The organism is Brevundimonas sp. Root1423, assembly GCF_001426805.1.
On the sequence record NZ_LMFL01000023.1, the window covers coordinates 310684 to 327860 of the forward strand.

General features: G+C 68.9%; 17 protein-coding genes. 14 read left to right on the plus strand and 3 right to left on the minus strand.

Annotated features, from left to right (window positions below; translation table 11 throughout):
• Window positions 1–11 precede the first annotated feature (11 nt).
• Window positions 12–341, plus strand: a complete 330-nt coding sequence (locus ASD25_RS14910) for a DUF1491 family protein (protein ID WP_056618270.1) — start codon at window positions 12–14, stop codon at window positions 339–341.
• A 149-nt stretch (window positions 342–490) separates the two neighbouring features.
• On the plus strand, window positions 491–871 hold the full coding sequence (locus ASD25_RS14915) for a hypothetical protein (protein WP_056618273.1): 381 nt from the start codon (window positions 491–493) through the stop codon (window positions 869–871).
• Window positions 872–877: 6 nt separating this feature from the next.
• Here ASD25_RS14915 and ASD25_RS31275 read toward each other — a convergent pair whose 3' ends face one another.
• On the minus strand, window positions 878–1018 hold the full coding sequence (locus ASD25_RS31275; protein ID WP_200943637.1) for a hypothetical protein: 141 nt from the start codon (window positions 1016–1018) through the stop codon (window positions 878–880).
• A gap of 177 nt (window positions 1019–1195) precedes the next feature.
• Here ASD25_RS31275 and ASD25_RS14920 point away from each other — a divergent pair, with 177 nt between their 5' ends.
• The 6 genes from ASD25_RS14920 (at window position 1196) to ASD25_RS14945 (ending at window position 10484) form a co-directional block, all read left to right on the plus strand.
• Window positions 1196–2824: a DUF1570 domain-containing protein gene (locus ASD25_RS14920; protein ID WP_056618275.1), complete on the plus strand. Its 1629-nt coding sequence runs from the start codon at window positions 1196–1198 to the stop codon at window positions 2822–2824.
• A gap of 109 nt (window positions 2825–2933) precedes the next feature.
• On the plus strand, window positions 2934–4550 hold the full coding sequence (locus ASD25_RS14925; protein ID WP_162252083.1) for a tetratricopeptide repeat protein: 1617 nt from the start codon (window positions 2934–2936) through the stop codon (window positions 4548–4550).
• Window positions 4551–4596: 46 nt separating this feature from the next.
• Window positions 4597–6249 carry a peptide chain release factor 3 gene (locus tag ASD25_RS14930; RefSeq protein ID WP_082572431.1) on the plus strand — a complete coding sequence of 551 codons (1653 nt, stop codon included), beginning with the start codon at window positions 4597–4599 and terminating at the stop codon, window positions 6247–6249.
• Window positions 6250–6276: 27 nt separating this feature from the next.
• Complete coding sequence (locus tag ASD25_RS14935; protein ID WP_056618281.1) at window positions 6277–7779, plus strand: hypothetical protein; 1503 nt, start codon at window positions 6277–6279, stop codon at window positions 7777–7779.
• 114 nt (window positions 7780–7893) lie between these two features.
• Window positions 7894–9150 carry a DUF1570 domain-containing protein gene (locus ASD25_RS14940; RefSeq protein ID WP_056618282.1) on the plus strand — a complete coding sequence of 419 codons (1257 nt, stop codon included), beginning with the start codon at window positions 7894–7896 and terminating at the stop codon, window positions 9148–9150.
• A 95-nt stretch (window positions 9151–9245) separates the two neighbouring features.
• Window positions 9246–10484 carry a hypothetical protein gene (locus ASD25_RS14945; protein ID WP_056618287.1) on the plus strand — a complete coding sequence of 413 codons (1239 nt, stop codon included), beginning with the start codon at window positions 9246–9248 and terminating at the stop codon, window positions 10482–10484.
• A gap of 2 nt (window positions 10485–10486) precedes the next feature.
• Here the strand turns inward: ASD25_RS14945 and cysQ are convergent, their stop codons facing one another.
• Window positions 10487–11272 (minus strand): 3'(2'),5'-bisphosphate nucleotidase CysQ, encoded by a 786-nt coding sequence (cysQ, locus tag ASD25_RS14950; protein ID WP_056618289.1) that lies wholly within the window; start codon window positions 11270–11272, stop codon window positions 10487–10489.
• Between the two features lie 89 nt (window positions 11273–11361).
• On the opposite strand from cysQ, the gene chpT reads away from it, so the two are divergent.
• From chpT to ASD25_RS14970, 4 genes are all read left to right on the plus strand, one after another.
• Window positions 11362–12030, plus strand: coding sequence for a histidine phosphotransferase ChpT (chpT, locus tag ASD25_RS14955; RefSeq protein ID WP_056618290.1), 669 nt, complete (start codon window positions 11362–11364; stop codon window positions 12028–12030).
• 98 nt (window positions 12031–12128) lie between these two features.
• Window positions 12129–12500 (plus strand): PleD family two-component system response regulator, encoded by a 372-nt coding sequence (locus ASD25_RS14960; protein ID WP_056618291.1) that lies wholly within the window; start codon window positions 12129–12131, stop codon window positions 12498–12500.
• Between the two features lie 7 nt (window positions 12501–12507).
• Complete coding sequence (locus tag ASD25_RS14965; RefSeq protein ID WP_056618293.1) at window positions 12508–13323, plus strand: protein-glutamate O-methyltransferase CheR; 816 nt, start codon at window positions 12508–12510, stop codon at window positions 13321–13323.
• An 81-nt stretch (window positions 13324–13404) separates the two neighbouring features.
• Complete coding sequence (locus ASD25_RS14970) at window positions 13405–14184, plus strand: hypothetical protein (protein ID WP_056618295.1); 780 nt, start codon at window positions 13405–13407, stop codon at window positions 14182–14184.
• Window positions 14185–14251: 67 nt separating this feature from the next.
• On the opposite strand, the gene ASD25_RS14975 is transcribed toward ASD25_RS14970, so the two are convergent.
• Window positions 14252–14683: a hypothetical protein gene (locus ASD25_RS14975; RefSeq protein ID WP_056618296.1), complete on the minus strand. Its 432-nt coding sequence runs from the start codon at window positions 14681–14683 to the stop codon at window positions 14252–14254.
• 163 nt (window positions 14684–14846) lie between these two features.
• On the opposite strand from ASD25_RS14975, the gene ASD25_RS14980 reads away from it, so the two are divergent.
• Window positions 14847–16727: a M20/M25/M40 family metallo-hydrolase gene (locus ASD25_RS14980; protein WP_056618298.1), complete on the plus strand. Its 1881-nt coding sequence runs from the start codon at window positions 14847–14849 to the stop codon at window positions 16725–16727.
• Window positions 16724–17170 (plus strand): MaoC family dehydratase, encoded by a 447-nt coding sequence (locus ASD25_RS14985; protein WP_056618300.1) that lies wholly within the window; start codon window positions 16724–16726, stop codon window positions 17168–17170. The genes ASD25_RS14980 and ASD25_RS14985 overlap by 4 nt, the downstream gene beginning before the upstream one ends.
• Window positions 17171–17177: the final 7 nt, after the last annotated feature.

Genomic DNA, 17177 nt, shown 5'->3' on the forward strand with positions numbered 1-17177 from the left:
CGGTTATCAAAATGCTTCTGTCCAGCGACCTTTGGGTGTCCGCCCTGATCCGCCGCGCCGAACTGGCGGGGGCCTTCGCCACCGTCGCACGCAAGGGCGACGCGCGCGCGGGCACGGTTATTGTAAAGGCGTTCGACACGTCCAGCCGTCGCGCCAGACTCTATAGTGAGGCTTTCGGCCCCGACGGAGAGCGTCTGTGGATGCAGCCGGTCGAGAGCGAGTTCGAAAGCGAGCTGGACGACTACATCCAGCGCCAGGCCGGCTATGACCCCGACATCTGGGTGGTCGAGATCGAGGACCGCGAAGGCCGGCACTTCATCACCGAGAAGGTCGCCGTCTGAGCGACGGGCCGGCATGGCAACCGGCGGGTTAACGCCGCCGCCGCCGGTGCGAAATCCTTAACTGCGTTCGGGAACGGAACCGCAAGCGCCTTGGCATAGGGTCATTTTCAACGGGCCGAAAACGAGCCCGGTGATGGTGGGTGTTGTCGATGCTCTTTCTTCTCAACGACGTTGTGTTCGATCTGGACGAGGCCTCGCCGGTCACGCCGGGCGACGCGCGCCGGTTCGAGAACCTGGACCTGGACTATGTCCTTGAGCTGGGCTGCGAGCTGTTCGCCGAGGATCCGCTGATGCACCAGCACGACCCCCAGCGCGCCCGCCGTCTGGCCTGGCTGATCCACGACCGTTCGCCCGAGGTGAACGCCGCCCTGTTCGCCGCGCCCGCCGCTGGCTGCGACCCGTCGCTGGTCGAACCGCAGTTCTGCGCCCTGCCCGCTCCCGTCATGCGCCAGCTCAAGAACCGCGCCTGGAAGGGCACGCTCGACGCCGTCGCCGCCGACAAGGCCGTTTGGATGCGTCTGGCGGCTTGAGGGCGCCTAGACCAGCAGGTTGAACACGATGTGGATGGCGGTCGCCCCCAGGGTGATCACGCCAAAGCCGGCGATCAGGCCGACGCACGGATGAAGCTTGTCCGCCGACCGCTGTTGATCGGGGCGGTGAGGATCGAGAAGGGCCATGACCGTTCCTTGCGTTTCCAAGGCGGCGCCCGATTGCGTGACCGGTGCGTCTCGCCCGACAGAACGATGACTCTGAAAACCTTTTTTGGCGAGGGGTTATTGTTGCCGGATTGCAATCACGCTTGAACTTGGGTTCAGCCCAAGGTTAGCTGTCCTCCGCATCGAGGGGGGTTTTCTGTGTTCTTTACCGGTTGTATCCGCGCGGCCGCCGCCGCGCTGTCGCTGACGTTTGTCGCCGCGTCGCCGGCGCACGCGCAGCAGTGGCTCAGGGCCGAAACCGACCATTTCGTTATTTACGGCGACACAAGCGAACGCGCATTGCGCGCATACGCCGACAAGGTCGAGCGCTTCGACGCCTTCCTTCGCACCTACTATCCGATCCGGGTCGACCACGAGATCCCGAAGCTGGACATCTATCTCGCCGAAGGCCGTCGCGGGATGCTGCAAGCCGAACCGGACATCAGCGCCTCCGTCGGCGGCTTCTACGCCCCGAACAGCAGCCGCATTCACGCCGTGGTCAACACCGAGAGCTCGATGGGCGATCATGTGATGTTCCACGAATACGGCCATCACTTCATGTTCCAGATGACGGCGACGGCCTATCCCTCGTGGTTCGTGGAGGGTTTTGCTGAATATTACTCGACCATCGACATTCGCCCCAACCGGATCCAGTTCGGTCGCCACAGCGAGGGCCGGATGCTCATGTTCGTGCAGCAGCCGGTGAACAGCTGGGCCCCGATGGCCGATGTGCTGAAATGGCGCATATCCGACTCAGGGCGATATCGCGCCGGCGACTACTACGCCCAGGCATGGGGCCTGACGCACTATTTCATGAGCACGCCCGAGCGCACCCGCATGCTGGGCCGATACCTCCAGGCCGTCTCTCGCGGCGAGGACTCCGTCGTCGCGATGCAGGCGGCGACCGGCCGGACGCCCGAGCAACTGCAGACCGACATGCGGCTGTATCTGACCGGATCCATCCAGGTTCACACCCCCCAGATCGAGTTGCCGACGCCAGCGGTGGAGATCACCCGGCTCTCGCCGGCCGAGAGCGAACTGGCCTGGCTGGACCTGCGGCTGGACCGCGAACCGGTGAAGGTCGAACCCGACGAAGCCAAGGAAGGCGAAACCGAGCGGGCCCGCGCCCGTCGCGAAGAGGAACGGCGTGAGAGCGCCGAGGCCCGCGCCAAGTTGATTCAAGATGCGCTCGCGGCTGGCGAGCGTCATCGGGATGAGCGCATCGGGCTTCTCGTGAAGGCCCGCGCGCATCGGCTTGAGGGCAATGCACGCGCCGGCTTCGAACTGCTTGAACCCTCGTTGACCGCCGACCAGGCCGATCCGGAAATCCTGCGCCTCGCGGCCGAGCTTCTGCTGGACCAGACCGAATCCGAAACTGACCCGGCCCAGGCCACGGGACACCGGCGAGAAGCCCTCACCTATCTCGCCCGCGCGCTCGACGCGGACCCGCTGGACTACCGGATTTACCGGGCGCTTAACGAAAGCCGGAAGGGCGAACGGGGCTACCCGTCCGACAACGACATCACGACGCTGGAGACCGGAACGACGCTGGCCCCGCAGTCCTTCGACATGCGGATGCGGCTTGGCCAGGCCTATATGGCGCGCGGTCTTCACGCCGAGGCCATCTCCATGGTCCGGCCGGTGGCGAACAATCCCCATGGTGGCTCATGGGCGCGGCGCGCCAGGACGCTGATTGCCTCCGCCCAGGCGGCTATGGGTCAGGCCGTGGCGCCGGTCGAGGAGGCGCCGGCCGATGAAGAGGAGCAATCGGCCGCCCAGGGCGGATGAAAGCCGGCTTTCGGGTGACTCACGGAAGCGAGAGGTTGTCGAAACGCCCCTTGGCCGTGCCGACAGCATGGCATACCCATACGCCCTCAAGTTGCACGGAAAAGAGATGATGGCCGGGTTCAGGGCTCTGTTTGCGGGATTGCTTCTGGCGCTGGCCCTGGCCGGACCAGCGGCCGCGGAATGGCGGCGCGCCGAGAGCGACCGTTTCATCGTCTATTCGCAAGGCAGCGAAAGCGTTCTGCGCCGTTACGTCCGGGCGCTCGAAATATACGACTACACCCTTCGCCGCAGGATGAACCTGCCGATCGGCGAGGCGCCGTCCCGCAAGTTGCCGATCTATCTGGTCTCGGGCCGCGCCGGTCTGGCCCAGATCAATTCCCGTCTCGGTGACAATGTCGCCGGGCAATATTTCCCCGTGGGCGAAGACATTTTCGCCGCCGCCTTCTCGGACTCCGACCAGGACTACCTGCTGCACGAATATTTCCACCACTTCAGCTTCGAGGCCGGCGCGGCCAATCTGCCCGGCTGGCTGGTGGAAGGACTGGCCGAGTATTTCATGACCGCGAAGGTGAAGGAGGACTCGGTCGACATCGGGGGGTTCAACGAGAACCGGGTCTACTGGCTCTTCAACGCGTCATGGCTGCCGCTGGACAAGCTGCTGAGCAAACGCCCCGGCGAGGTGGGACGGAACGAGAACCGCGAAACCTACTATCCGGTGGCCTGGCTGCTGACCCACTACATGATGAGCGACGAGACCCGGCGGGCCCAGCTGAGCGCCTATATCCGCGACGTTGAGGCCGGGGGTGACCCGGTTCAGGCGATGGAACGGGCCACGGGGATGTCGCTGGCCGACCTGCGCCGGGCGCTCCAGCGCTACCGGCGGATCACGCTTACGCGTTACACGCTCGACTTCCCCGAACCACAGATCACCGTGACCACCCTTCCGCGGTCGGCGGACGATCTCCTGCTGCTGGGGCAGAGGCTCAAGGTCGGCGTCGCGGAAGACCAGAGGGCCGCGACCGCGGCGCTCATACGCCGACTGGCGGCGCGCCATCCGGACGACCCCTTCGCCATGCTTCAACTCGGCCACGCCGAACTGCATTTCGGCGATCCCGACGCAGGAGAGGCCGTGCTGACGCGGCTGCTCGAACGGGAGCCCGAAAATGTCGAGGCGCTGCAGCTGATGGCGACCCGCTTCTCGAAGTTGGCCGAGGAACGGCCAGACGAGTCCATTCCCCTGCTGGCGCGCGGGCGCGGCTACCTGGCCCGGGCCTTCGCGGTTGACGAAAGGAACTACTACACCCTGTGGCTGCTGGCCCGGACGCGCCAGACGGCGAGGGGCTATCCGAACGCCAACGATCTGACGACCTGGGACCTGGCCTATCAGGCCGCGCCGCAGCTGTCCGGCATCCGGCTGGGCTACGCCAGCGCCATGATGCAGGCCGGTGAATTCGACGGTGCGATCGCCCTGCTCGGCCCCCTGGCCAACTCACCGCACGGCGGTTCGGCCGCCACGGCGGCGCAGACCCTGCTCGAGCGCGCCCGCGCCGGCCAGCCCCCGCTGGGCGATGACGAGCTCGAGGCCGCGGCCGAGGAAAGCGCTCTCCCGGCCGAGCCCGAACCCGCGCCTGCACCGCAGGACGCGCCGCCTCCCGAGGATGCGCCGCCCGAGGATTCGGCGCCCCAGCCGTCGCCCGCGCCCGAGCCCGTGGCGCGTCCGACGTGACTTGAGCCGCCCGACGCGCTAACTCGCGCGGCCCAACGGATCGAACATGTCGAAACTGACCCTGCAAGACGAAGCCCTGCGCCGCAGGACCTTCGCCATCATCGCGCACCCTGACGCCGGCAAGACCACGCTGACCGAGCACATCCTGCTGGCCGGCGGAGCCATCCGTGCGGCTGGCGCCGTGCGCGCGCGCGGCGAGAACCGCCGCACCCAGTCCGACTGGATGAAGATCGAGAAGGAGCGCGGCATCTCGGTCAGCGCCTCGGTCATGACGTTCGAGCACGACGGCAAGATGTTCAACCTGCTCGATACGCCCGGGCACGAGGACTTCTCGGAAGACACCTACCGCACCCTGACCGCCGCCGACTGCGCCATCATGGTGCTGGACGCGGCCAAGGGCATCGAACCGCAGACGCTGAAGCTGTTCGAGGTCTGCCGTCTGCGCGACATCCCGATCATCACCTTCATCAACAAGCTGGACCGCGAGGCCCAGGATCCGATGGCCCTGCTGGACGAGATCGCCAGCCGCCTGCAGCTGGACCCGGCCCCCATCTGGTGGCCGGCCGAGAGCGGCAACCGCCTGCGCGGCATGGTCGAGATGGGCACCGGTCGGTTCCAGCCCTACGCCCGCAAGCCCGCCGGTTCGGCCGAGGATGTCCCGCACCCGGAGGCCCTGCCGCTGGCCGACGCCGCGCAATATTTCGAAGAGGGCGAACACCAGGCGCTTCTGGACGCGCAGGAACTGGTCGAGGGCGGTTACCCCGCGTTCGATCGCCAGTCCTTCCTCGAAGGCCATATGACCCCCGTGCTCTGGGGTTCGGCCCTGCGCCATTTCGGCATCGACGAGCTGCTGGCCGCCATCGGCGAATGGGCCCCGCCGCCCAAGGTGATGAAGGCCCAGAAGGGCCCGCCCGCTGGAACCCGCAACGCCGCCGACCCCGTCGCCCTGACCGTCGAGCCGGGCGAGGCCGAGGTCACCGGCTTCGTCTTCAAGGTCCAGGCGAACATGGACCCCAACCACCGCGACCGCATCGCCATGTTCCGCATGGCCTCGGGCAAGTTCCAGCGCGGCATGAAGCTGAAGGTCCAGAACACGGGCAAACAGCTGTCGGTGAACGCCCCTATCATGTTCTTCGCCTCGGACCGCGAACTGGCCGAGGACGCCTACGCCGGCGACGTAATCGGCATTCCGAACCACGGCGTCCTGCGCGTGGGCGACAGCCTGTCCGAGACCGGCCTGATCCGCTTCGCCGGCCTGCCCAACTTCGCCCCCGAAATCCTGCAGCGCGTCCGGGTCAAGGATCCGCTCAAGGCCAAACACCTGAAGAAGGCGCTGGACGGCCTGGCCGAGGAAGGCGTCACCCAGCTGTTCCGCCCCGAGATGGGCAGCGACTTCATCGTCGGCGCCGTCGGCCAGCTGCAGTTCGAGGTCATGGCCGACCGTCTGGGCGAGGAATACGGGCTGGAGGTGATTTTCGAACCCTCGCCCTGGGCCGAGGCGCGCTGGATCGGCGGGACCAGGGCCGATCTCGAGGACTTCATGGGCAAATACCGCGGCCAGATGGCCCGCGACATCGACGACGACCCGGTCTTCCTGGCCAAGTCGAGCTGGGAGACCGGCTACGTCGGACCAAGGAACGCGGCTGACGCCTCTGGACAACCTGTCATGGAGACCGGCTATCTGCGTTCGGTTGCATGAGGGAAATCGATGAGCGTCTTGCGTAGCGTGTCCCCTGGCCTTCGGGTCGGCCTGATGGTCATCGCGGTCACCGCCGTCCCGGGACTGGCCCACGCCGACTGGCGCAAGGCCGAGACACGGCATTTCATCGTCCATAGCGACGCCTTTGATCGTGATCTGCGCGAGGACGCCATCGCGCTGGAGCGTATCGACCAGCTGATGCGCACCTATTTCGCCCTGCCCGACCCCGAGGGCGAGCGAAAGCTGCCCGTCTATGTCCTGCGCTACCGGCGCGACCTGGCGGTTGTCTCTCCCGGCGTCGGCGACGGGACCGCAGGGTTCTACACAGCCAATTTCCGCGACGTCCGCGCCGTTGCGATCCGGGGGGACGGGGACGAATTCCTGCGCCACGAGTACGCCCACCACTTCATGTTCCGCAATTTTCCGGGCGTCTATCCGGCCTGGTTCCGGGAAGGTTTCGCCGAGTTCTTCATGACTGCGACCGTGACCCCGAACGGGCGCGCCACTGTGGGCAAGAGCAGCCGGATGCGGGTCTGGGCCCTTATAAACCGCCCGTGGCTGCCGATGGAGCAGGTCCTCACCGGGCGGTATGAGCGCGAGAAGAGCGATAACCACTACGCCTTCTACGCCCAGTCATGGCTGCTGATGCACTGGACGCTGACCGACCCCGACCGGCGTCAACGCATGCAGGCCTATCTCGGCGATACGGGCCGCGGCATGACGCCCGAAGCCGCTCTGCAGGCTAATTTCGATATGGACTCCCGACAATTGGAGCGCACCCTCAGGGCCTATCTCGACGCCGGTCCGCGCTATGCCGAAATGGACCTCCCCGGCGAGACGCCGTCCCTGACGATGACGCGCCTGCCCGACAGCGCCGACGACGTCCTGCTGCTGGATCTGAACGCCCGCGACGGCGGTCCGGCCAACCAGGGACCGGACATGCTGGCCAAGGCGCGAGAGGCGGCGACGCGCCGACCGGGTGATCCTCTCGCGCAAATGATGCTGGCGCGGGTCGAACTGCGCTGGGGTGATCCGGCCGCGGCCGAACGCGCCGTCATGCCCCTGCTCGACGCGGACCCGGCCAATCCCGAACTGCTGTTGCTGATGTCCGACGCGCGGATCACGGCCGGGGACAAACTGACCGATCCGGAAGAGCGTGAACGCCTGTACCGTCAGGCGCGCGGCTTCCTGGCGCGGGCCTATGCGGCGGACCCGGGCGACAACCGGGTCTATCAGAACATCGCCTACAGCCGGCGCTTCACGCCGGACTACCCGACGGAAAACGACGTCGAACTGTGGCGCCGCGCGGTCGCCATCGCGCCGGAGGTCGCGAGCAATCGTGCGGTGACCGCCGAGGCGATGCTGGCTCACGGCCTCGCGGATGAAGCGGAACAGGTCATCCAGCCGATCGCCAACGACCCGCACGGCGCCGAGACCCCGGAGCGGCTCCAGCGCATCCTCGACCGCATCGCCGAGGTCCGCGCCGGGACGGGGGGCGGGTCCGAAACGGCTCCGGCGTCGGCGAACTGATCATTCGCTGTGGATACAGCGTCCCGCAGCCCGGAAGTTGCGGGCGCGCAGCAACCTGAGGCTGGACCCGACCACGGGAACCGGGCTTAGGGTGACGGGCATTCGGGGGAATCCATGTCGCTGCCATCCATCCATCGCCTTTCGCTCGCCCTGCTGCTGCTGGCCCTGACGCCCGCGACGGCCCTCGCCGAATGGCGCCGCGCCGAGAGCCAGCATTTCGTCGTCTACAGCGACGGCTCCGAGCGGAACCTGCGTGAATACACGGCCAAGCTGGAGCGGTTCGACGCGCTCCTGACGGCCCGCTTCGGCGGGGCGCAGGCGGAGGCGCGCAGGCTGCCCGTCTATCTTGTGTCCGACGCCCGGGCGTTGCGGGTCGCCGTCCCCGGTCTGCCGACAGGGATCGCCGGCTACTACTCCAGCAACGATCTCGACACCTTCGCCGTGCTGGTGCGGGGCGAAAGCGATGACCTGCTGCTCCACGAGTACAGCCACCACGTCATGGCCCGGGCCGGCGACATGCAGTACCCGGGCTGGTTCCGCGAAGGCTTCGCCGAATATTTCGCCACGGCCACGGTGACCGAGCGCGGGGCCGCATCCTTCGGCCTGCCCGACCGCGGCCGCCTGTACGCCCTGGCGCAGAACAGCTGGCTGCCGATGAACGCCGTGCTGCGGGCCGATGGCTCCCTCGGGATCGACAGCGCGACGGGCCGGGGCATGTACTACGCCCAGTCATGGGCCCTGACCCACTGGCTGCTATCCGACGCCACCCGGATCCGGAGCCTGTCCGCCTATGTTACCGCGGTGAACCGGGGCCAGGATCCCGTCGAAGCCTGGCAGGCGATCTATTCGATGACCCCCGAGCAGCTGACCGCCCAGCTTCGCGCCCATGTGCGCGGGCGTCTCGGCTACGCCAAGCTCGACATGCCCCCCATCGATCCCGTCATCACGGTCACGACCCTGTCTCCCGCGGCGGACGTGGTCCTTTTGCCCATGATCAACGCCCGCTCGCGCACGCCCGACCAGATCGACGGCCCCGCGCTGCTGGCGACGCTCCAGGCCGGGGCCGCGCGCTTCCCCGACGACCCGCTCGCCCTTGTCGGCCTCGGCCGCGCGGAAACTCGCTGGGGAGACCCGGCGGCCGCCGAGGCGGCGCTGACGCGCGCGCTCGAACTGCAGCAGGACAATGTCGAGGGCCTTCTCCTGATGGCGGACATCGCCATCGAACGCGGGTCCGACGCGTCGGACCCGGCCGAACGGACACGGCAGTTCGACCTTGCGCAGGGCTACCTTGGCCGCGCCCTTGAGGCCGACCCCACTGACAATCGCGTCCATTCGGCCCGGAATCGCTTCCGCCGCTATGCGCGCGATTGAGCCGGACAGAACCGTAAGGGCGGCTCTGCGTTTGCATCGTGCAGCTCCGGGACGCGTTTTGGTCCCGAAGCGGGACGACCGGAGCGCCTGAAGCCATGTTCGAATTCGGCCGGGATTTGAGAAAGCTGTTCGACAAGGCGCGCGAGAGCGACGACCTCGGCTGGCTGGAACTCATCGGCGCCGATCTGGTCGAGGCCGAGGCCCGGCGCGAGACGATCGACGCCGGCCGCGTGTCCTGTACTCGCCCCTTCGCCGGATGGATGCGCGCCTCCGCCCTGTGGCGCGAGCACGCACGGCGCACGGGCCGTCGCACCAGCCTGGAACGGGCGGGCTCCTCCGCCTCGGACGCCGCCCGGCACGCCACAACGCCTGACCAGACCGCGGCCGCCGCCATCGAGGCCGGCGAAATCCACCTGCTGGGCTTCGACCTTTTCGGCGGCCCCGAGAAGCTGACCGCGGCCCTGGCTGACGTGCAGTCCCTGACCGTCGAGCATCCGGTGACCCGCTCGACTGCAGCCGCACTCCACGCCCGGCTGACCGCCCGACGCGCGCGCCTGTCCGGCGAACCGTCCGCCATGCTCGACGCCGCCGCCCTGCTGGACGCCGCCCTGCACGGCGCCCGCGGTCTGACGCCGGTCATGGGCGACGACCTGAGGCTGGACCGCGCCGCGCTTTCGCTCGAGGCGGGCGTGGCCCGTCGCGACGCCCGGTTGCTGGATCAGGCGGGCCGTGACCTGCGCGCGCTGGTCGAGTCCGCCTCGCCCGACTATCGCCCCATGACCCGGGCCCGCGCCCTCTCTCTGGCCGGCGCCGGTCTCATGGCTCTGGCCAGACTGGCGCGCAACGACGCCGCCGCCGAGCAGGGGCGCGCCCTGTTCGAGGCCGCCGCTGACCAGTTCACCCCCGATCACAGTCCGCTGGACTGGGTCGCCGTCCAGCTGGTCCAGACGCCGGGGCAAACACCGCTGGCCTTGCTGGCCCAGGCCGAGGCCCTGACGCGCGAGCCCGGTCTGGTGCTGGGCGCGCTGGCCCGCGAACGGCGACTGGCGACGGAAGTCGATCTGGCCGAGGACGTGGGCGACATCGCCGCCCTGTTCACGCTCGAGAAAACCGTGCACCAGCGCCTGACGGCCCGCACCTCTCAGCCGATCGACTGGGCCTCCGACCAGATCGGCATGGCGCGGCTGGCCATGGCCAAGGGCCGGCTGATGGGTATCGAGCCCCGGGCGATCGGCCTGATGCTGGCCGAGGCCATGGAAACCGCCCGCGAATGCGGCGCGCCTGTCCTGCTTGAACGGGCCATGCTGGCCCTGCCGGAAAAGGTCAGCCCCTGAGGCTAGCCGCCCAGAGCGACGAACCCGCCGTTGGCGAAGCATGACTTGCCGTAGCGCAACGGCTGGCCGTCCTCGCCCATGACGCGTCCACCGGCGGCTTCCAGCACCGCCTGTCCCGCCGCCGTGTCCCACTCGGACGTCGGGCCGGTCCGCGGATAGGCGTCGAACCGTCCCTCGGCGATCAGACAGAATTTCAGCGAGGAATCCGTCCCCTGCCACTGCACGCAGCCGTGGCGCGAGGCGAGGCGCTCGGCCTCGGCGTCGGTCATGCTGTGGCTCATCACGGCCATGGGAGAGGCGGGCCGGTTGCGCACCTTGATCGCCTGCCAGCCTTCACCGAAGCGACGGCGGAAGGCGCCGCCTTTCGTCGGGCCGCTGCGCCAGGTCGTGGCCGTGGCCGGGGCCGTGACCACACCCGCCACAGGCGCGCCCTTGTGGATCAGGGCGATGTTGACGGTGAAGCTTTCGCGTCCCTCGACGAAGCCGCGCGTGCCGTCCAGCGGATCGATCAGCCAGAACCACTCGGCGGTCTCGGTCGGCGCGCCGTCGGCGGCCACGGCCTCTTCAGCGACGGTCTGGACGCCCGGATACAGCGCCTCCAGCCGGGCCAGGATCAGCGCCTCGGCCTCCTTGTCCGCCTGGGTCACGGGGCTGTCGTCAGCCTTGGTCTCGGCCACCACGCCGCTGCGCCAGTAGGGCAGGATAACGCGGGCGGCGTCCTCGGCGATGTCGGCCAGGGACTCGGTCAGGGCGCCGGACTTCAGGTCGGCGGTCAGTCGTTTGATCATCGCGCGGCATTAGAGCATCCGGGCGGTTTCGCGAACCGGCAAATCAGGTCAGCGTCGGGCGCGATATCCGACTGTTGCCCCGGGGCCCTATGACCGACACCTCAACCACCCTGCCCGACGGGCAGGCTCTTCCTGACGGACAGGCCCTGGCCGCTCTGATCGCGGGAAAGCTGTGCCACGACTTCATCAGCCCGGCCGGCGCGATAACCTCCGGCCTCGACCTGCTGAAGGACCCGTCGGCCCAGGACATGCGCGACGACGCCATGGGCCTGATCGAGGCCAGCGCGAAGAAGATGGTCGCCCTGGTCTCCTTCGCCCGCGTGGCCTTCGGCGCCGCGACCTCCGCCGAACGCTTCTCGGGCGCCGAGCTGGGCGAACTGGTGGCGGGCCTGACCGAGGGCGGCCGCGCGACGCTGAGCTGGACCGCCGAGGACGCCAGCTATTCCAAGGCCCAGTCGCGGGCGCTGGTGAACCTGGCCTATCTGACCATGGCCGCCCTGCCGTCCGGCGGAACCGCCACCGTCTCGACCCGCCGCGACGACGGCGATCTGATCATCGAGGGAAACGCAGAGGGAAACCGCGCCCGCCTCAAGGGCGAGGCCGTCGCCGGTCTGGCCGGACAGCCCCTCAGCGAGGGCCTGCCGGGCCAGTGGATTCAACCGTACTGGCTGTGGCTCACCGCCCACGACGCCGGCGGCTCGCTGGACGTCCGGACCGAAGAAGGCCGCGTTATCCTCACCGTTCGCATGCCTAACTGACCCTTAAGCCGGTTTCCCAAGGACTCGTTAACCGGCTCGGGGCGACTATAGATGCGCGCACACGCGGGCGTTGTGCGGCGCTGAATCGGAACCCGACCTTGACCCCCAGAACCTGTCTGATCGTCGACGACAGCCGGATCATCCGGAAGGTCGCGCGCCGCATCGTCGAGGGACTCGGCTTCGAAGTCGACGAGGCCGCGGACGGCTCCGAGGCGCTGGCCTTCTGCGCCGGCGTGATTCCCGAAGTCATCCTGCTGGACTGGTCCATGCCCGTCATGGACGGCATGACCTTCCTGCGCCGCTTGCGCGCCCTGCCCGGCGGCAAGGCCCCCAAAGTCCTGTTCTGCACCATCGAGACCCGCGCTGAACGCATCGCCGAGGCCCTGTCCGCCGGCGCCGACGACTATGTGATGAAGCCGTTCGACGGCGAGATCCTGACCTCCAAATTCGCCGAAGTGGGGGCCGTCTGACACCGCCATGACGCCTGACGACTTCGATCGCCTTCAGAATCTGATGGCCTCGCGCGCGGGGTTCAGGCTGACGCGCGACCGGATGAAACTGGCCGAACACCGTCTGGGCCCCGTCGCCCGGCGCGAGGGCTTCGAGAGCGTCGACGTCATGCTCGCCACCCTGTGGGCCAAGCCGGTCGCCTCGCTCGGCTGGGCCGTGATCGAGGCCCTGCTGAACCCCGAGACCTGGTTCCGCCGCGACCGCACCAGCTTCGACACCCTGGCGCAGGACCTGCTGCCGGCCCTGGGCAAGGCCCGCGCAGGCCAACCCGTGCGTGTCTGGTCCGCGGGCTGCTCCACCGGTCAGGAAGCCTGGTCCCTCGCCATCGCCGCGCAGGAAGCCCACGTCCCCGTCGAGATCATCGCCACCGACCTGTCCCAGCGCGCGCTCGAAAAGGCGCGATCGGGCGCCTACACCGGTTTCGAGATCCAGCGCGGGCTCAGGGCCGAGACCATGCTGCGCTGGTTCGATCAGGCCGAGGATGCCTGGATCGCCAAGGCCGAGCTGCGGGCCACCGTCCATTTCGCCCGCGCCAACCTCGCCGACGCCCCGACCGACGATCATCGCTTCGACGTCATCTTCTGCCGTCATGTGCTGGGGGACGCCGACCCGGCGCGCCGCCGCGACATGTTCGACAATCTGGAACGCCGCCTCGTCGACGACGGCTGCCTGTTCCTCGGCCCCGAAGAACAGCCGGACGGCGACAGCATCGCCTTCCGCGCCGTGGCCGGCCGCAAGGGCCTGTTCGTCAAATCCCCCGCCGCCCTGCGCCGCGCCGCCTGACCGCACGCCGCTTCGTTCAGTACTGGCGCGCGGTCGCAGACCCGTGCAGGGTGAACGCTGATTTCTCGGCGGGGACCCAACATGAAGACGACTGCCTGCGCGGCCATGGCTGCGCTGCTGCTGGGCCTTACAGCCTGCAATCAGGCCCCGATCGCCACAGGCGCTGAAACCGCGCCCGTTACCTTCGAGGCCCGGCCGGATCTGGCGCAGAACGTCGGCGCCCTGCCCCGGCTGGTCGGCGAGGGCGCGGCCATCGCGGCGATCAACGCCGACCTCGACCTCCGGGACACGGCGGCCAAGGCCGAGGGCTGCGACGAGGGTGACGGCGGGTACAGCCGAAGCGTCAGCCAGCCGATGACGGGCCCCGACTTCGTCAGCTTCATGATCACCCAGGAGTACGCCTGCCAGGGCGCGGCGCACCCCAGCTTCGACCAGACCGCCATCACCTATGATCTGGCGACCGGCCGGGCTGTCGACTGGGTCGCGGTCTCGCCCGGGCTGGAGCTGGCGCGCGTCGAGATGGACGAAATGCCGGCGGACTATGTGCCCGGCGTCTACTCCCCCGCCCTGTCAGCCTGGTACAGCGCAAAGGCTCTGGCCTCGACGGACCGCGAGCATCTGACAGATTGCGCCGAGCTGTGGTCGACCGACGCCCTTGAGAGCAAGACGTTCAAGGTCTGGCTGGACGCGCAGAACGGCGGAGTGTCGTTCAATCCCGAGTTCGCCCACGTGGCCCAGGCCTGCGCCGACACCGCCACCCTCACTGCGGAAGAGATGCGACGCTTCGGCGTCTCACCGGCGATCATCGACGCAGTCACGGCCGCCCATGCAGCCGGCTCCTGGGCGCCGAAGGACGAGTAGGGCGACCAGCCGCGCCGCCCTGCGCCTTCCCGCGCTATCCGCTGGAGCAGGCGGGGACGCGATCGCGCTATTCAAACGCCCCGAGGACGGTGTCGAGCCGGGCGATGACACCGGGCTCACCTGAACGGGCGTCACGCATGGCGCGGGCCTCGGCGATCAGTTCGTCTCCGCATCGAAGCTCGTCCATTTGCGTGTTCAGCCATTGGTCGCGTTCGGAACCGTCCCCTCCGAACTCCCCCGAATAGTGAGCACACAAAACGGCACGCCGCTCCAGAGCTTCCAACGGGTCGGACGGCGCAACCTCGACCTGCCGATAGCGGTCCTGCATAGCCTCCCATGATACCGAAGCGGAAGGCTGCGGAGCGCTTGTCGCCGCGACCGGCGCAGCAGCCTCTGGCTGCGCCGTCTGATCCGCAGGCTTGCAGGCCGCAAGGACGAGGACGGTCAGGCCAAGAACCACAATGCGAGACATGATGCGCCCCTCCCCGGGCATGTTCATGTGACGCTACTCCGGCTTCCGCGAACTCTGAAATGCAATATTCCGGATGCCGGGCCGCCCCCCGTCCGCCGCTGTGGGCCGCAGCCGGTCTTCGCTCCATCGCTGAAGGATGACGAACCCGCCATAGCCCGCTAGCGTGGCCTTTCATCGGGGAGGATGACCTATGCGGCTGCTCTGGCTTGGCGGATCACTGGCGCTGGCGTTGCTGATCGCGGTGCCCACCCTGCAGAGTCCCCGCCCCGTTCCCGCCGACGCGCCGGCGACAGCCTTCTCCGCCCAACGCGCCATGGTCGACGTCCACGAGATCGCGCAACGGCCCCACCCCGTCGGCTCGGCGGACCACATCCGGGTCCAGACCGTCCTTCTGGATCGCATGGCCGCGCTCGGCCTGCAGACCTCGACACAGACCGGCCCCCTGTCGCCCGAGGCGGTGCAGAGGATCGAGCGCAACGGCGGATCCGCGGCCGGCCTCGAACTGGTCAATCTGATCGGCGTCCTGCCCGGGCGCGATCCGCGCCTGCCCGCCGTCGCCCTGATGGCCCACTACGACACCGTGCCCGACTCCGCCGGCGCCGCGGACGACACGGCCGGCGTCGCCGCCATTCTCGAGACCGTCCGCGCCATCCGGGCCCGCGGTTCGGCCGACCGCACCCTCGTCGTCCTGCTGACCGACGGCGAGGAGCTGAACCTCGACGGCGCCCGTGTCTTCTGGGGCGGTCATCCCCTGCGCGACCGGATCGGCGCGGTGGTCAATCTGGAGGCGCGCGGCGGCGGCGGCCGCGCCATGATGTTCGAGACCGGCCGCGGCAATGCGCAGACCATCGACCTGTTCGCCCGCACGGCCGTCAAGGCGACCGGCGGCGTCTCGTCCAACTCGCTCGCGGTCTTCGTCTATGAGCTGATGCCCAACGGCACGGACTTCACCATTCCCAAGGATCGTGGCGTCCAGGGTATCAACCTCGCCTTCATCGGCCGCCCCGCCCAGTATCACGCCGAGGCCTCGACTCCGGACGCGCTCGATCAGGGCAGCGTCCAGCACATCGGCGCGCAGGCGCTGGAGGCCTCCGACGCCCTTCTGCGCGCCCGCGCCCTCCCGGCCGCGACGCAGAACGTCGTCTACTCCGACCTGTTCGGACGCGTGATCGTCGGCCACGCCCCGGCCACCGGCTGGCTATTGCTGGGCCTCGCCTTCCTCGCCCTCGGCGCCGCCATGTGGAGAGCGCGGTCCCATGCCGGCCTGACCTTCGCCGACGTCGGCCGCGGGATGGTCGACGGCCTGTGGTTCCTGTCGACCGGTCTGGTCCTGACCCAGGCTGTCCGCCTGCTGGCCGGTCCGATGTCCGCGCGAGCCGAAAGCGCCGACGCCTACTACACCCTGCTGGCCCGGCTGCCGTGGATGGAGGCCGGGACCGCGCTCACCGTCCTCGCCCTCGGCCTCGCCCTGATGGGCGGGCGCACCCGGCCCGACCGCCGCGTCGCCGCCGGCGGCATCGCGGCGGCGGCCGTCCTCGCCGTGGTCCTCGGCGGGATGAACCTCATCGTCATCGGCGCGGCGGTGATCGCCATCGGCCTGTCCCTGTTCCCCGCCCTGTCGGCCCGTTCGGTCTGGGGCGGATGGAGCGGGCTGATCGGCCTGATCCTGATCGTCGCCTCGGCCGCCCAGACCGCCGCGCCCGAGGCCGCCTTCCTGTTCGTCTGGACGGGTCTGCTCGCTGCGCTGGTCGCCGCCGTCGCGGCCTTCCTCGATCCCGGCCTCACCCGCCCGAAAGCGCTGGCGCCCGTCGCTGTCGCCGCCGTGCTCGGCTCCGGCTGGATCGCCGGTCTGGCCCATACGACCTTCCTCGGCATCGGCATGGACCTGCCCGGCGTCTTGGTGCTGCTGGGCCTGCTGATCCTGATGTTCGTGCGTCCGCTCAGCCCCGAGCGGGCGGCGGCGCGGCCCCTGCTGATGGGGGCGATGGCGATCCTGCTGCTCGGCGCCGCCCTGTCCGGGGCGGCCCGTGTCGCCGAGCCCCGGCCCGCCGCAACGGTGGCCGCCGCATGACCGCGCCCCTGTATCTGGAAGACCTCCACATCGGCCAGACCTTCGTCTCCGGCTCCGTCACCCTCACGGCCGAAGAGATCAAGACCTTCGCCCGCCAGTTCGACCCCCAGCCCTTCCACCTCGACGACGAGGCGGCGAAGGACAGCCTGTTCGGCGGTCTGGCCGCCAGCGGCTGGCACACCGCGGCCCTGACCATGAAGCTACTGGTCGAGGCCTTCCCGCTCGCCGGCGGCCTCGTCGGCGCCGGCGGTGAAACCACCTGGCCCCGCCCGACCCGGCCCGGCGACACGCTCAGCGTCCACGTCGAGGTGCTGGAAATCCTGCCGCCCCGCTCCCGCCCCGACCGCGGCATGATCCGCACCCGCACCGAGACCCGGAACCAGAACGGCGAGGCGGTCCAGATCTCGACCACCCGCATCGTGGCTTGGCGCCGGCCTGTCTGAAATTTCC

Bases quoted from the DNA above. Each gene is read 5' to 3' on its own strand.
- ASD25_RS14910 (WP_056618270.1), top strand. From the start codon at position 12: ATGCTTCTGTCCAGCGACCTTTGGGTGTCCGCCCTGATCCGCCGCGCC.
- ASD25_RS14915 (WP_056618273.1), top strand. From the start codon at position 491: ATGCTCTTTCTTCTCAACGACGTTGTGTTCGATCTGGACGAGGCCTCG.
- ASD25_RS31275 (WP_200943637.1), bottom strand. From the start codon at position 1,018: ATGGCCCTTCTCGATCCTCACCGCCCCGATCAACAGCGGTCGGCGGAC.
- ASD25_RS14925 (WP_162252083.1), top strand. From the start codon at position 2,934: ATGGCCGGGTTCAGGGCTCTGTTTGCGGGATTGCTTCTGGCGCTGGCC.
- ASD25_RS14930 (WP_082572431.1), top strand. From the start codon at position 4,597: ATGTCGAAACTGACCCTGCAAGACGAAGCCCTGCGCCGCAGGACCTTC.
- ASD25_RS14940 (WP_056618282.1), top strand. From the start codon at position 7,894: ATGTCGCTGCCATCCATCCATCGCCTTTCGCTCGCCCTGCTGCTGCTG.
- ASD25_RS14945 (WP_056618287.1), top strand. From the start codon at position 9,246: ATGTTCGAATTCGGCCGGGATTTGAGAAAGCTGTTCGACAAGGCGCGC.
- cysQ (WP_056618289.1), bottom strand. From the start codon at position 11,272: ATGATCAAACGACTGACCGCCGACCTGAAGTCCGGCGCCCTGACCGAG.
- chpT (WP_056618290.1), top strand. From the start codon at position 11,362: ATGACCGACACCTCAACCACCCTGCCCGACGGGCAGGCTCTTCCTGAC.
- ASD25_RS14965 (WP_056618293.1), top strand. From the start codon at position 12,508: ATGACGCCTGACGACTTCGATCGCCTTCAGAATCTGATGGCCTCGCGC.
- ASD25_RS14970 (WP_056618295.1), top strand. From the start codon at position 13,405: ATGAAGACGACTGCCTGCGCGGCCATGGCTGCGCTGCTGCTGGGCCTT.
- ASD25_RS14975 (WP_056618296.1), bottom strand. From the start codon at position 14,683: ATGAACATGCCCGGGGAGGGGCGCATCATGTCTCGCATTGTGGTTCTT.
- ASD25_RS14980 (WP_056618298.1), top strand. From the start codon at position 14,847: ATGCGGCTGCTCTGGCTTGGCGGATCACTGGCGCTGGCGTTGCTGATC.
- ASD25_RS14985 (WP_056618300.1), top strand. From the start codon at position 16,724: ATGACCGCGCCCCTGTATCTGGAAGACCTCCACATCGGCCAGACCTTC.